10 protein-coding genes are annotated in these 15,322 nt (G+C 39.0%); 8 read left to right on the top strand and 2 right to left on the bottom strand.

What is annotated here, in order from left to right; genetic code table 11:
* Positions 1 to 75 precede the first annotated feature (75 nt).
* From V7077_RS15360 to V7077_RS15350, 3 genes are all read left to right on the top strand, one after another.
* Positions 76 to 1,053, top strand: coding sequence for a tRNA dihydrouridine synthase (locus tag V7077_RS15360; protein ID WP_335503367.1), 978 nt, complete (start codon positions 76 to 78; stop codon positions 1,051 to 1,053).
* A 552-nt stretch (positions 1,054 to 1,605) separates the two neighbouring features.
* Positions 1,606 to 1,938 (top strand): hypothetical protein, encoded by a 333-nt coding sequence (locus V7077_RS15355; RefSeq protein WP_335503364.1) that lies wholly within the window; start codon positions 1,606 to 1,608, stop codon positions 1,936 to 1,938.
* 312 nt (positions 1,939 to 2,250) lie between these two features.
* Positions 2,251 to 2,820: a DUF4256 domain-containing protein gene (locus V7077_RS15350; RefSeq protein ID WP_335503361.1), complete on the top strand. Its 570-nt coding sequence runs from the start codon at positions 2,251 to 2,253 to the stop codon at positions 2,818 to 2,820.
* Positions 2,821 to 2,940: 120 nt separating this feature from the next.
* Here the strand turns inward: V7077_RS15350 and V7077_RS15345 are convergent, their stop codons facing one another.
* The gene (locus V7077_RS15345) at positions 2,941 to 3,837 is read right to left on the bottom strand and encodes a DMT family transporter (RefSeq protein WP_335503358.1); all 897 of its coding nucleotides are present in this window, start codon (positions 3,835 to 3,837) and stop codon (positions 2,941 to 2,943) included.
* A gap of 394 nt (positions 3,838 to 4,231) precedes the next feature.
* On the opposite strand from V7077_RS15345, the gene V7077_RS15340 reads away from it, so the two are divergent.
* Positions 4,232 to 4,906: a uracil-DNA glycosylase gene (locus tag V7077_RS15340; protein ID WP_335503356.1), complete on the top strand. Its 675-nt coding sequence runs from the start codon at positions 4,232 to 4,234 to the stop codon at positions 4,904 to 4,906.
* A gap of 132 nt (positions 4,907 to 5,038) precedes the next feature.
* Here the strand turns inward: V7077_RS15340 and V7077_RS15335 are convergent, their stop codons facing one another.
* The gene (locus V7077_RS15335) at positions 5,039 to 9,007 is read right to left on the bottom strand and encodes an endo-1,4-beta-xylanase (RefSeq protein ID WP_335503353.1); all 3,969 of its coding nucleotides are present in this window, start codon (positions 9,005 to 9,007) and stop codon (positions 5,039 to 5,041) included.
* A 410-nt stretch (positions 9,008 to 9,417) separates the two neighbouring features.
* Between V7077_RS15335 and V7077_RS15330 the strand changes: the two genes are divergently transcribed.
* From V7077_RS15330 to putP, 4 genes are all read left to right on the top strand, one after another.
* A complete protein-coding gene (locus tag V7077_RS15330; RefSeq protein WP_335503350.1) occupies positions 9,418 to 10,632 on the top strand; it encodes a C40 family peptidase in 1,215 nt (404 codons plus the stop codon).
* A gap of 374 nt (positions 10,633 to 11,006) precedes the next feature.
* Complete coding sequence (locus V7077_RS15325; RefSeq protein ID WP_335503348.1) at positions 11,007 to 11,921, top strand: proline dehydrogenase; 915 nt, start codon at positions 11,007 to 11,009, stop codon at positions 11,919 to 11,921.
* Positions 11,922 to 11,951: 30 nt separating this feature from the next.
* Positions 11,952 to 13,523 (top strand): L-glutamate gamma-semialdehyde dehydrogenase, encoded by a 1,572-nt coding sequence (gene pruA, locus V7077_RS15320; RefSeq protein WP_335503345.1) that lies wholly within the window; start codon positions 11,952 to 11,954, stop codon positions 13,521 to 13,523.
* A gap of 129 nt (positions 13,524 to 13,652) precedes the next feature.
* The gene (gene putP, locus V7077_RS15315; protein ID WP_420489657.1) at positions 13,653 to 15,104 is read left to right on the top strand and encodes a sodium/proline symporter PutP; all 1,452 of its coding nucleotides are present in this window, start codon (positions 13,653 to 13,655) and stop codon (positions 15,102 to 15,104) included.
* The last annotated feature ends 218 nt before the right edge of the window (positions 15,105 to 15,322 follow it).

The raw sequence follows: 15,322 nt of genomic DNA, 5'->3' as shown, positions 1-15,322 counted from the left end.
GGGGAATCCTTGCTTTTTATTTTGGGGAGCAAGGGCTTGCACAGGTATCCCATAATGAGAGGATTTGAATTTGAAATGATAGATAATTTTTGGCGTGATCTACCACGACCATTTTTTATACTGGCTCCAATGGAAGAAGTGACAGATGTTGTTTTTCGCCACGTAGTAAGTGCTGCAGCCAGACCTGATGTGTTTTTTACAGAGTTTACAAATTCGGAGAGTTATTGTCACCCAGAGGGAAAACAAAGTGTGAAGGGGCGTTTGACGTTTACAGAGGATGAGCAGCCAATTGTAGCCCATATATGGGGAGATAAGCCTGAATATTTCCGGCAAATGAGTATTGGTATGGCGGAACTTGGGTTTCGAGGTATAGATATCAATATGGGGTGTCCTGTACCTAATGTGACACAACACGGAAAAGGAAGTGGTCTTATCCTTCGTCCTGAAGTTGCAGCAAATTTAATACAAGCAGCAAAAGCAGGAGGGTTGCCCGTAAGTGTAAAGACAAGGCTTGGTTTCACGGATGTAGAGGAATGGCGTGACTGGCTGACACACATATTGAAACAAGATATTGCTAATCTTTCCATCCATCTGCGTACAAGAAAGGAAATGAGCAAAGTAGATGCTCATTGGGAACTAATCCCGGAAATTAAGAAACTTCGAGACCAGGTAGCACCAGACACACTATTGACGATTAATGGGGATATTCCTGACCGTCAAACTGGCTTAAAGCTTGCTAATCAATATGGTATTGATGGGGTTATGATTGGGCGTGGCATTTTCCATAATCCTTTTGCCTTTGAAAAAGAACCGAAAGATCATAGCAGTAAGGAATTGCTTGATCTCTTAAGATTGCATTTAGATCTACATGATAAATATTCAAGTTTAGGGCTGCGTCCGTACACTGCTCTTCATCGCTTCTTTAAGATATATGTCAAAGGATTTCGAGGAGCAAGTGAATTAAGAAATCAATTAATGAATACAAAGTCAACAGATGAAGTACGTACATTGCTTGATAACTTTTTAAATAATCTTGAGGGAATCGGCGAATAGTAGAACTATTAATTGAAGGCATCCTTTATTTGCCTGACCTATGTTACCCATGATTACCCTGATAAAAAAGTTAAATGAGAGACTTTGATAAAAGAGCCTGTATCGTTGATTACTAAGTAATCGTTGTCGATACAGGCTACTACTATGTTCACATAATTGTAAAAAAGCTTTTGAAAAGACTAAATTTCTATGAAATCTAATGTGATATTATTTTATCGGGAGGAGGTAGCAAAATGGAAATATGACAATAAAAATATTTACTTTTTAAATTATGGCGTTTTTTATTCATCATTTTCCCCATCAAAACAATGATTTTAAGAAGACCTCGAAGAATATATACAACTCTTAATGATGCAACGTTTATGAACAATCTCCTTATTGAATCTTCACAAATCTCCTTTAACACCTACTACTTCCATATTATTTCAAGAGAATTGTTTATAAAAAAGTAGACCAAAAAGATAGGTAAACCATTAAAACAAATTATCAATATAAGTTTCCTAAGACTATTTATTTTTGATAAGTTAATTTAGATCTGAAGGAGGATAAATAATGGGCCACGATATATCAGGGTACAATAAAGCAGGGAAAGAAATCGCTTATGCTCGTTTTAGCATGGGGAATTATAATGCTGCCATACTGTATAATGTTCTTGATGCAAATAATTACTATGCAGGAGTTAGCGGATCAGGCGGAAGTGCTACCTTCTCAATACAACAAATTGAAAAGGCTATGAATGCCTACAAGCAATTCTGTAAAAAAGGTGATTTTTCTTTGACAAGAAGAGAGTTCTTTCCTTGGGATCAAAAACAAATCCTGGATTTTATACAAAATTGTTTAACAACAGCAAATAATGAAGGGAGTGTAAGAGTGTACTTTGGCTAATGTTTTAAGACGGCTTCTGTTTGTAAATTCCTCATTTCACTGCGTATCCATACACCTCTATAGAAGCAATTACCTTCATATGTAACAATTTGTTCCATTTCCAGACCATCTAATGAAATTCCTTTTATCCTCTAGCGAGCACCTATAAAATTTAATCATTTATTATTTATCGACAAAATGAAGAAGGTATAAGAAAATAGTAGATGAAGTAATCCAATAAGAACCAATTCCGAAAAGGAAGCGAATTCTCTCGGGCGAATGGGTAATCTTAAAAAAAGTAGTTCTAAACATATTATACGAAGAGGTATTTGTATGGAAAATAATAAAAGGAAGTTGTCAGCAGAACAACATGAAGAAATACTCAAAACATTAAAAGCTCGTTTTGAGAAAAACATGAATCGCCATAAGGGACTTGAATGGGCAAACGTGCAAACAAAGCTAGAAACGAATACTGAAAAACTGTGGTCGCTTAATGAAATGGAAAGAACTGGCGGCGAACCGGATGTGATTGCATATGATCTAAAGGCGGACGAATACATTTTTTATGATTGTTCAGCAGAAAGTCCTAAAGGCCGAAGAAGTGTTTGTTACGACCGTGAAGCGCTCGAGTCGAGGAAAGAGCACAAACCAAAAAACAGCGCTATTGATATGGCAGCTGACATGGGTATTGAGATTTTAACCGAAGAACAATACCGGGAGCTGCAGAAACTTGGAAACTTTGATACTAAAACATCGAGCTGGGTGAAAACACCTGCTAATATTAGAAAACTCGGCGGGGCCATCTTTTGTGACCGTCGCTACGACACGGTCTTTATGTACCACAATGGAGCAGAATCCTACTATGCTGCCAGGGGTTTCCGTGGCTCGCTAAGGGTAATTTGAGGAAAGTTATGTAAAAAGCCATAAATTCGAGCCCCAAAATCTTTTGTGATTTTGGGGCTCGGTGCTTGTCTGCCTAATAATAATAAAATAAGGGTCTTCTTTTGTTTTCTTTCTGAACGATTAAGCTCCAATTTTCTCTTTCATTACAACCTTTTTCGTGGCCTGCTTCCTATTTACGAGATAGATACTGGCCACAATCAGAACGATTCCTAAAAACAAGAGTTTCGTAAAGGGTTCGTTCAAAAATACCGTTCCAATGACAACTGCGAGCATTGGAACTAAGAATGTAAATGTAGCCACGATACTTGCATCCCCTGTTTTCACGAGCATGACGTACAGTATCCATGATATCGCGATTCCGAGAATAGTACCAAATGAAAGCCCCCATAAAAAAGTATCATTCCAGACAATACTCGTCCACTTTTCAGACGAAAGACCGGCAATCATAAGAATACATCCTCCAATTAAACACTGGAATGCAACCATCCAAAGCAAATCAACGGAGTGAGCATTTTTTTTTGTGTAAACTGTCCCCAATGCCCAGGAAAGGGCTGATAATAACCCAAAAATAATACCTAAAATTGAGACATGGCCGGAAAATCCTTCTGCGCTCACAGAGATGACACCAAGAAACCCTAGAAGTAGCCCCAATACTTTTGTTAGGGTCATCGACTCGCCTAACCATAGCCAAGCAAGAAGACCTACTAAAATAGGTTGAAAATAGACAATTACAGAGAATAAACCTGATGGTACTAATTTAAGCCCTTCTGTTTGCAGTCCATAGAACAACGCTATGTTTAAAGTGCCGGTAACGACATATATTTTCCAATTCTTTCGCCATTGAATGCGGGCACGTGTTTTCCAAATGACTGCGCCTAGGAGCACGCCGCCAAACAAACACCTCATCCCTGCAAAAAGCAATGGAGGTGTGAATACCAATGCAAGTTTATAAATGGGCCAAGAAACACTCCAAATAATGATTAAGCCTGCCATCATTAAAAACCATTTTCCATTCATCAAAGCTCTTCTCCCTCATTAAACTAACTAACTGACTCAAAAACTTTGGAGCCAATGTCCTATCACTAAAAAAACAATAACTTTCATAGAATACGCCCCTTTATTAAATATTTCAATTAAGATATCTTGGATAAAATTTACCAAGATTGTTAGATTCCCAGGAAGACATGGATAAACTTCCAAAAAATTCAACTATCCGCCAAAAATGTTTACCTCATTTCCTTAAGGGGTATTTGAAGGTAGTATAAAAGGCAGATCACTAATTAAATAAGTGGCTGCCTATTTCTATTCTTTCATCCAACCAATTAAAGAATTAATTTTTTTAACATTGATAACTCCTTCTACCGGTATTTATAATTAATAGACAACCCAAAATGAAACGAGTGTTTATGTAATGACCATTTTAAAAAATGACTGGGCTCCTTTACTAGAACGGGAATTCACAGAAAGCTATTATCTGCGTTTGCGACAGATACTAAAGGAAGATTACCAGAACAAAGTAATCTATCCTGATAGGCATGATATATACAATGCACTCCATTTTACTTCTTATGAGGATACAAGAGTGGTGATTATCGGACAGGATCCGTATCATGGACAGGGACAGGCTCATGGACTTAGTTTCTCCGTCAAGCCAGGGGTAACCATTCCTCCTTCATTGAAAAATATTTATAAAGAATTGCATAATGATATAGGCTGCGAGATACCAAATCATGGATCTCTAACGGAATGGACAGGGAAAGGGGTACTGCTGCTAAATGCTGTGCTCACGGTACAGGCGGGGAAACCTAACTCGCATAAAGGGATAGGCTGGGAAAAGTTTACCGATAGAATCATAGAAATCTTGAATGATCGAAAGAAACCTGTGGTCTTTATCTTGTGGGGAAGGTTTGCACAACAAAAGCAACAGCTGATTACTTCACCAAGACATTTTATTATAAAGTCACCACATCCTAGTCCTTTTTCTGCCAACAGTGGTTTCTTTGGCAGCAAGCCATTTTCCCGGACTAATGAGTTCTTACGCCAAACAGGGCAGAAGGAGATTGACTGGACAATCACCAACATTTAGGTACTCAGCCCAATGTTGAAATTGAGTTTTGTTTGAATGTCAGATACGAAACGTTTAGCTAGCTATAACAAAATATAATTCAAAAAAATACCCTGAATGGCGCGCCTTCAGGGTATTTCGACATTTTAAAAATTATTTAGATTGATCATGTGGAACAGTGACAGTAACACTCTCAGTTTTTACATTACCAGCTTTATCTGTAGCCGAAAAAGTAATCGTGTAAACACGTCCATTACCGTTTCCTAATCGATCCGCACGCAGTTCAAAGGTAGCAGTAGAACCAGTAATAGCTGTATTCAATTTAGCATTCTGAATATCATCAGCTTGAAGCTTCTCATTGCTTGTAATGGAAGTTAACACAACTGAGTCAATTCCTGATTCGGCATCAGATGAACTAATAGTAGCCGTAACCGGCACCATTTTATGATTGGGTGACCAAATAGTCGTTTTATCTAGAGTAATAGTTAACGTTGGTGCTGTCTTGTCAATCTTGACTGTGGCTGAATGTTCTGCCTCGATATTTCCAGCGTTGTCTACACTCCAATAAGTGAAATTATGAACCCCCTCATCAGAAATCGTGATAGAATTTCCAGTTTGTTGTGCACCGTTATCAACTTTGTAGTAAGTAGCTTTAACACCAGAACCATTATCAGTTGCTGTAAGATCAACCGTAACATCTTTATTAACCCAATCTGTTGGTGCATTATTAGTAGTAACAGGTGCAGCGGTATCAACAAGTGTTAGGACTCCAAATACAGATGTATCTTGATAGCCATTACCAGTTGTGTCGTTCCATGTAGCAGAGCTTTGACGGGTACCATCTTTACCGTCATTGATCTGTACATCAAAACCGATCTTCGAGTTATGTTGTGGAGTAACAGTTTTGAACGGAATCTTCATTTCAACGATGTAGCTATTACCAGATACGTGGGTTGCAGATTCGAAACCATTGACAATGCTTCCAGGATTAAAAGAAGTCTGATTGTCAAAGTTTACGCGATATTGTCCGTCTCCATTTTCGTAGGACGATGTTTTTGCATTGTTCTCATCAACGAAAACTTCAACTGAATCCTGCTCCCATGGATTAGGGCTTGATTTGTCAAGTTGAGAATCGCTTACCTGTGTTAAAATATACAGGTTTTCCTTATCCCAAAGTACTTTGGATACACCGTTTGCTCCTTGCCAAGCTTGTAGATAGTGGTTAACTGGAAGTTCTGGTGCATTCCTCCAAACATCATCTACAGTTCCATCAATAGTAGGAGTACCAAATAAAGCCGTAGATTGTTTAGCCACTTTCACTTGAGGCGCATGTTCTGCGATAAAGTTATCCGGATCTGTGACAGCATAGTACCCTGGTTTTGCTTGTAAGTTTTTATCAAAAATAAGCGGACTTTGGGCTGCTCTCCAGCTTGTCGCATCATTTAGACCCCAGAATGTAACGCGTCCGATGTGAGCTGCATGTTCTTTGTAAATCTTGAACAATTGCGCGTATAGATAAGCTTGGTCATTTGCTTGCTTGTCAGTAAGTTGGCTGTTGCTGCCAGCTGCAATGTCAAGCTCGGTTATGCTTACTTCTACACCTAAAGAAAGGAACTTTTCCATCGACTTTTTAACATTTTCTGGGTTGGTATTTAAATTGTAGTGTGACTGCATACCAATACCATCGATAAGAAGTTTTCCGGGGTGTGTCAGTGCATATTTATCATTGATTGCCTTAACCATCTGATAGATGGCTTCAGCTTTGTTTTGATTATCATCATTGTAATCGTTATAGTAAAGCTTGATATCCCAGCCTTTTTCGTCCAGAACTTCCCTCGCTGCTAGGAATGCCTGCTCTATAAAGTCTGGTCCAACGGACTTGTACCATGCAGATTGACGGAGTGATGCTTGCCAATCCGACGGGTTCGGCAGGGTGTCGTTAATCGCTTCGTTAACCACGTCCCAAGAAATCACGTTGGTACCATAATGCTCAACGACTGTTTTGACATGGGTCCTTAAATTTTTGAGTGCTTCATCTCTACTCAATGGATTTCCGTTATTATCTGTATTCAACCATTCAGGCGTCTGCTGGTGCCAAGCTAGGACGTGTCCATGCAATTTTAGGCCTGCTGCTTTGATTTTGTTAACAAGAGCGTCCTCATCGGTAAAGTCAAATTGTCTATTGGCATTATACGCCTGATCTGGTTTCATGGCGTTTTCTGCTGTGACAATATTGAAATGCTTTTTAAGGAGATCCAGTCTAACACCATCGAGATCTGCCAGCGATACGGCGTTTCCGATTAAGAAATCATTTTTATAGACATCTTTGATCGGAGTTAAATCTTGGACTGTAATCGGTGCTGAACCAGTAGGCTCAAAGGTGATATCGTCAATATAGAAGGATGCAGTAGCGTTATTTGAACTTTCTACATAAATAGATAAAAATTCATCGCCTGCATTGGTATAACGGTAAGTGCCTTCTAGCTTAACCCAGCCGTCTGCCTTGCTGATTGTTTTACCTTGAAGATTGTTGTAGCTTGCGCTTCCGCCATTGCCTACCTGCGTAGAAAGCTGAAGCTGTGAGCTATCAGGTGAAATAAGCTTGACCCAAGCAGAAATCTTATATTCTTTTCCAAGATCAACATATTTTTCAACACGTAAAGATGGACCATTCCAAGCTTGTGTTCTGCCATCAATTTTAAGAGCATATGATCCGCCAGAAGTATGGTTTGCTTCATTTGTTACAGTAAGCGTTTCTGTACCAGCTCTACCCTCGAAACCGCCTGTTTTTTGGTCTTCAAATGTAATAGGGTTGAAAGTTTGTGCTGCTGGCCTTTGTGGCCCAGAATCAGTTCCCCCGCTTGAAGCTACTTTCTCTGTAATAAGAATATCTCCGATATAGAACGGAACCGTTTTTCCTGCATCGTTAGATTGAATGCGCAGGGCTCTATCTTTACTTGTATCAACAGTGTAATCACCTGTTAAAGTAAAAGCTTGGCCAGCTTGATAATCTGCAGCTAAATACAAGCCATTATAGCTGTCCACATTCTGAAGGAGAGCTTTTGCACCTGTTGCAAGATTTACACTTCCATCAACATATCCTTTGACTGTAATCGTATATTTTTTTCCGTTTTCCATCCCTACCTTGCTGAATGGAATGTCCACGCTATCCCAGTTGTTTGTTCTGCCACTTACATAGATAGCTTTTCCATCATCATTTCCATCAAATACTTTTCCGGAAACTGGTTCTACTTGCGGGTTGCCCGCTTTTGTAGCAACACCTAATCCACCAGCAAAGGTTTCCTGATAGACAGTTCTAATAGTAGGATCCGGGGTTGGTGCCGGTGCTGGTCCGCCAATCATTTGTGCAAACTGTGCCAGGGTCTGATTGGTTACATAGTGACGACCCATGGTATAATTGTCGGCCCCATTAGGGTATCCAACTTTAAATGCATACTTAATCCCATTTTCCTTGTTTACCTGTATTGCAGCATCATTATAGCTGCCATAAGGATATGCCATGAGAACAGGGTCTTTGCCTGTAATACCTTTAAGAAAAGTATTTGCAGATTTGATTTGATCCTCAGCTTGTTCTTTCGTTATAGAACTTCTAGTACCGCCATCAGTTCCCCAAATTGCACCGTCATGAGTCTTAGTATGGTTCTCGAGACTAAGAGAAGGGTTCTTGGCAAGATCTTTTAACTGTGCGAGTGACATGCTATAACCGCCGCCAATCCAGTCGCTGACAATAAACAGAACAGCCTTCATGTTATATTGCTCCAATGTCGGAAGAGCGTTGGTAATAAATTCAGGAGTTCCATCATCAAAGGTTAATAGGATCGGTTTTGCAGGAGCTGTTTCTGTTCCTTCCATGATGTTCACATATTGTTGCGAAGACAAAGTGGTATAACCATTGTCATCAAGATACTTCATCATCTGTTTAAACGTATCTGTGCTAGTATCCGTCCATTGATTGTTAGGATTATCCATAATGCGATGATACAAAATAACTGGAATATCTACGTTTGTCGCTGCCTTCGCAACATGTCCAATCCAGCCCGTCGGGATTACTAAAAAGGCTACAAGAAGTAATGAAATGAATCTTTTCAACTTTCCTCTCATTTTCTACCCCCACAAAAAGTATTTTTTACAAACTATGAAGCGCTTACAAACAAAGAGGCGGCCCTCCTCTCATTCTCGTATTCTTTTATTCTAGCTTGGCACTCAAAACTTTTAACCACAAAAAACTAAAGATAATACTTAAGAAATTAAAGATACTTCTGGTTTGCGAAGAGAAAAGTAAGTAAGTGATGGAGGACAAACCTTTTTGCCGATTGTACCCTCTAGCCTGTAATAACAGAAGTCGACATTCTAATTAGATTATTCTACATTAAATTACAATTATATTACATTATCGACTAATTCATTGTTTTTAGTCCTTTTGGAATATAAACTAAGAATATATTAAGAATATATTAAGAATTTATTGAGAAATAATGTAAGAATTATAGGTTACTAGAGGAGAACTAATAATGATAAAAAAATTAATAAAATATACCGTATCCGCTTCCATTATCGCCACTATGATTTCTACTACGCCTGCTTTTGCCAGCCCGGTGACGCAAACACAAAGCCAAATCAATGCTACGCAAGGGAAAATTGACGATTTTGAAACAAAGATTCAACAATTAGACAACCGGATTTCCTTAGCAATGGACAAAAGCGAACAATTGAACAATCAGATTAAAACACAACAAGGAAAAATAGAAGAAACTAAGGGTGAAATTGTAGATGCCCAAAAGTCCTTAGATGCTCACAAACTGGTCTATTCTGAACGGCTAAAAACTATTCAATTAGAAGGTAAACAATCTATTGCTACCTACGCAGAGCTTTTGTTTTCATCCGATAACATTTCTGAGTTCTTAACTCGTTTCACTGCTATTTCCAATATCATGGAAAGTGATACGGATTTATTGAACGGTTTAAATGAAAAAGAGCAAGCGTTAAAAAATGCCGAAGAAAAATTACATAATGAATTCGATCAATTAAAAAAGAGCCAAACTGAATTAGCTTCTGAACAACAAAAGATTGCAGAAGATAAAAAAGAAATTGAACAAGAATTAGCAGATGCAAAAAATACATTACAAAACCAACAGGCACAATTGGCACAACAAAAGGCTGAAGAAGCCCGAAAGCTAGCAGAACAAAAGGCTGCTGAGCAAGCACGTCAGCTGGCACAGCAACAAGCACAACAGCGCGCTCAACAAGCTCAACAAAAGGCTCATCAGCCTGCTCGACAAACCGAACAGCAAGCACCAGAAACGCAAGCACCAGTAAGCAGCACGCCTGTTAAGCCTGCGCCACCGGCAGTCGCAGCCCCTCCAGCTGACTCTGGTTCGGCAAGTGCGATTATTGCCTATGCAAAACAATTTTTGGGCACTCCATATGTTTGGGGCGGGACAACGCCTAGTGGTTTTGATTGCTCAGGATTCACTTCATATGTGTTTAGAAATGCAGCTGGCATTAATCTTCCTAGGGTAGCACGAGACCAGCAAGATGTTGGTATCAGAATTTCTCCGAGTCAAGTACAGCCGGGAGATTTGGTATTCAGAGGAAACCCAGCCTACCATGTTGGTATTTACATTGGAGGCGGGCAATATATCCACGCACCACAAACAGGTGACGTTGTAAAAATTGCAGCTTATAATCCGTCTAAGTTTTCAAGTGCGGCACGAGTTTTACGTTAGGTCTAACCATAACCATTTTTGATATATAGCTATAATCTAAAAACATCCTATTTACGAGAATAGGATGTTTTTTTTGTGGAACAGTAAAAGTTCGTTGCTAGATTTGTAACTTGGAAATTTGAAAAGGATATTTTAGTTCTTAGTTCTATCAAAGTTCTTCAATTTTATATTTACTCGTGAACATATAGATTAAACACCATTGTAAATGTGTGTTAGATAATGTGACAATAATGTTCAAAAAATATTGATTATAGTTTATTATCAATTTATCAAGTTAACAATATTGTTTAAATTAAAAATATATAGACAATAGTGTATAAAAAATATTACAATTGTGTAAGAGCTTACATAATCTTTTAAGGAGGTTGAAGGATTTGGAATTCATAATGAGAAACATGTTTCAATCACTTGGGAAAAACACTTCCGCTAATAAACTTGCAAAGAAATATGGATTGCGTTTTGGAGCAGGCCGTTTTGTAGCAGGTGAATCTATTAAGTCGGCTATAGAGGTTGTAAATAGGCTTAATAGCGAAGGCAAGGTTGTCACCTTGGACCATTTAGGAGAATTTGTTTATACCGAAGAAGAGGCGCTTGAATCGGCTGCCATGTGTATTCAAACTTTGGATGCTATTAATGAGGCAGGCGTTAATTCAAATCTTTCCCTTAAAATGACATCTCTTGGACTTGACATAAGCAAAGAGCTTTGCGTGAAGAATATGCGTAAAATTCTTAATCGTGCTAAACTCTATAATAATTTTGTGAGAATTGATATGGAGGATTATGCGCATTGCCAACTGTCAATCGATATTTACAAAGAGCTTCGTAAGGAGTATGACAATGTCGGCCTAGTCATTCAAGCTTATCTCCACAGGACCGAGCAGGATATTGCCGATTTAAATCAACTGAAAGCAAACTTGCGCCTTGTGAAAGGGGCTTACAAAGAATCAGCATCTGTTGCTTTTCCTGAGAAAAGGGATGTGGATGAAAACTATAAAAAAATCATTAAACAGCATCTTTTAAACGGCCTTTATACTGCGATCGCTACCCATGACGAAACAATGATTGAATATACAAAGTCAGTCGTGAGCGAGTATCAAATACCGAAAAAACAATTTGAGTTCCAAATGCTCTATGGCATTTGTGAAGATATTCAAACAAGACTTGTGAAAGAAGGCTTTAAAGTCCGTGTATATGTCCCCTATGGAGTCGATTGGTTTGGCTATTTCATGAGGCGTTTAGCAGAAAGACCAGCAAATGTATGGTTTGTACTTAAAAATCTATTAAAATAACAAATTTATACAAAAAGGAGTCTTAATATTATGACAACAACAATCCAAGTATCACCATTTAAAAACGAGCCTTTCACTGATTTTTCAATGGAAGAAAATAAGCAATCCATGTATTCAGCCCTTGCAAAAGTTAAAAAGGAGCTTGGCAGAAAGTATCCGATAGTAATAGGAAGCGAAAAAGTGTTTACGGAAGATCAAACAGTTTCTATTAATCCGGGAAATGTCGATGAAATTATTGGAACTGTTAGTAAAGGGAGTCAGGAGCTGGCTGAAAAGGCTATGCAGGTAGCTTTGAAAACATTTGAAACGTGGAAAAAAGTTGCCCCTGTCGAACGGGCAGAGTATTTATTCAAAGCAGCTGACTTAATGAGACAACGGAAGCATGAGTTTTCCTCCTACTTAGTATATGAATCAGGGAAAAATTGGGTTGAGGCTGATGCGGACACAGCAGAAGCCATTGATTTTATGGAGTTTTATGCGAGGGAAATGATTCGCTTGAGTGAAACAAGCATTCATCAGCCGCTTACTAAAATTGAAGGGGAAGACAACCAAATATCTTACATCCCTCTGGGCGTTGGAATTGTCATATCTCCATTTAACTTCCCATTAGCCATCATGGCGGGTACTACGGTAGCCGCGATTGTATCTGGTAATACCGTTATTTTAAAGCCTGCAGATGCAACTCCTGTGATTGCAGCTAAATTTGTAGAATTAATGGAAGAGGTTGGACTACCTTCAGGTGTACTTAACTTTATGCCTGGGGATGGAATCGACGTGGGTGAATATTTGGTTGAACATCCAAAAACACGATTCATCTCGTTTACAGGCTCACGTGCTGTAGGATGCCGTATTTATGAGCGGGCATCAAAGGTTCAGCCAGGCCAGTTGTGGTTAAAGCGTGTCATCGCCGAAATGGGTGGGAAAGACGGAGTTGTCGTTGATGAAACAGCTGACTTGGATGCAGCGGCTGCGGCTATTGTTGCTTCTGCTTATGGTTTTCAGGGACAAAAATGCTCAGCAGGATCTAGAGCGATTATCGTAGAATCAGTTTATGACCAAGTGGTGGAAAAGGTAGTTGAATTGACGGCAAACCTATCCATTGGTCTTCCAGAAGAAAACTTTTCAATAGGTCCAGTAATTGATCAGAAATCGGTCGATAAAATTATGAGCTATATTGAAATTGGTAAGATGGAAGGCAGACTCCTAACAGGCGGTTCAAGAGCAGCTGGAAACGGGTTTTATATTGAGCCAACTATTTTTGCGGATGTTGATCCAAAAGCCCGTATCATGCAGGAGGAAATCTTTGGACCGGTTCTAGCGATTTCGAAAGCTGCTGATTGGAAGGAAGCCATTGAGATTTATAATGATACAGAGTATGGTTTAACAGGTGCCTACCATTCAAAGGATGAGGAAAGAATTAACTTTGCTCTTGAAAATATGCATTGTGGCAACTTGTATATCAATAAAAAGTGTACGGGTGCATTAGTGGGAGCACACCCGTTTGGCGGTTTTAATATGTCAGGAACGAATTCAAAAGCAGGAGGATACGATTACTTACTGTTATTTACTCAAGCTAAGTTAAAATCTAAAAAACTATCATAACAAAAAGGATCGGAGAGCTCCCTCTTGAGGGGGCTCTCCCGGGAAATTGAACCAAGTGTATCTTCTATGGATGTAATCGTGTTATTATGGGGTAATACGGAAAATGGGGGATGAAGATTGAATACTCAGATACTTATTTCAATTGGTATTTATATGGTGGGAATGCTTTTAATTGGTTATTTCGCCTACAAACGAACTTCTAATCTATCAGATTATATGATTGGTGGAAGAGGCCTGGGAGCGGCAGTTACGGCATTAAGTGCCGGTGCATCTGATATGAGCGGATGGCTGCTAATGGGATTGCCTGGTGCGATGTTTACCCAAGGTTTGAGTGCATCCTGGATTGCCATCGGTCTGACAATAGGCGCATATTTAAACTGGCTGTACGTGGCTCCAAGACTGCGAATTTATACGGAAACCGCTAATAATTCAATGACGATACCAGCCTATTTGGAAAATCGTTTTGGGGATAACTCGTCAATACTGCGGTTAACTTCCGGACTTGTTATTATTGTATTCTTTACTTTCTATGTTTCTTCTGGAATGGTATCAGGCGGGGTTCTTTTTGAGTCAACTTTTAATCTTAACTATCAGGCAGGTCTTTGGATAATAGCTGCTGTTGTCATTGGCTATACTTTATTCGGCGGATTTTTAGCGGTTAGTTGGACCGACTTTGTCCAAGGAATAATCATGGTGATTGCTCTTATTCTTGTTCCCGCTGTCACTATTATACAAGTAGGCGGATTTGACTCGGCATTTGGTGAGATAAAAGGGATCGATCCTAAATTATTTGATATTTTTAAAGGGACTTCTTTGCTCGGGATTATTTCTTTAATGGCATGGGGGTTAGGTTACTTTGGACAACCTCATATCATTGTTCGTTTTATGGCAATCTCATCCGTTAAAGAGATTAAGAAAGCGCGGAGAATAGGTATGGGATGGATGATTTTCTCTGTCGGTGGCGCGATGTTTACTGGTTTTATTGGCTTAGCTTATTATTCAAAGCAAGGAATTAATCTTTCAGATCCAGAAACAATTTTTATTAAATTAAGCGGAATTCTTTTCCATCCACTTATTACTGGGTTTTTGTTAGCGGCATTATTAGCTGCCGTCATGAGTACGATTTCTTCTCAACTTTTGGTTACGGCAAGCTCCCTGACAGAAGATGTCTATAAGACTTTTTTCCGCAGGTCAGCAACAGACAAAGAACTGTTACTTGTAAGCAGACTTTCCGTCCTTGTTGTTTCCTTTATAGCTGTATTACTGGCCTTTAATAAAAATGGCACTATTCTCTCCCTTGTTGCTTATGCATGGGCAGGCTTTGGAGCAGCTTTTGGGCCAGTTATTCTTTTGAGCCTTTACTGGAAACGGATGAATCGGTGGGGGGCTCTTGCCGGTATGATTGGTGGAGCGGTTACTGTAATTGTTTGGGCCAATGTTCCCGTATTGGCAAAAGGTCTTTACGAGATTATTCCAGGGTTCATTGTTGGGTTGGCGGCTATCTGGTTAGTCAGTCTGGTTACACCGGAACCGAGTGACCAGTTAAAGAAAGAATTTGATCAATACAAACAATCAGCATAATTGTTAAGTTTCAAGAGATGTTCCTGATTTTGATTGTTTAGTACAAATTCTAGATTAAGTTGGTTGGGAAGTATTCAGTAATTCCATTTAAAAAAGCTGAAGCCCGTTCCATACGGGTTCAGCTTTTTTATACTTAATTTGAGCTTTGACGATTGATAATCAGGTGCCTTAAAATATCTAACAAAGATTAACTCATTGATAAAAATTCAGATAAAATC

Origin of the sequence: Neobacillus vireti (assembly GCF_036962465.1) — a bacterium.
Classification (GTDB): domain Bacteria; phylum Bacillota; class Bacilli; order Bacillales; family Cytobacillaceae; genus Neobacillus; species Neobacillus vireti_B.
The sequence above is the reverse complement of the archived record's forward strand: the minus strand, read 5'-3'. Positions and strand labels throughout refer to the sequence as shown.

Bases quoted from the DNA above. Each gene is read 5' to 3' on its own strand.
- V7077_RS15360 (WP_335503367.1), top strand. From the start codon at position 76: ATGATAGATAATTTTTGGCGTGATCTACCACGACCATTTTTTATACTG.
- V7077_RS15355 (WP_335503364.1), top strand. From the start codon at position 1,606: ATGGGCCACGATATATCAGGGTACAATAAAGCAGGGAAAGAAATCGCT.
- V7077_RS15350 (WP_335503361.1), top strand. From the start codon at position 2,251: ATGGAAAATAATAAAAGGAAGTTGTCAGCAGAACAACATGAAGAAATA.
- V7077_RS15345 (WP_335503358.1), bottom strand. From the start codon at position 3,837: ATGAATGGAAAATGGTTTTTAATGATGGCAGGCTTAATCATTATTTGG.
- V7077_RS15340 (WP_335503356.1), top strand. From the start codon at position 4,232: ATGACCATTTTAAAAAATGACTGGGCTCCTTTACTAGAACGGGAATTC.
- V7077_RS15335 (WP_335503353.1), bottom strand. From the start codon at position 9,007: ATGAGAGGAAAGTTGAAAAGATTCATTTCATTACTTCTTGTAGCCTTT.
- V7077_RS15330 (WP_335503350.1), top strand. From the start codon at position 9,418: ATGATAAAAAAATTAATAAAATATACCGTATCCGCTTCCATTATCGCC.
- pruA (WP_335503345.1), top strand. From the start codon at position 11,952: ATGACAACAACAATCCAAGTATCACCATTTAAAAACGAGCCTTTCACT.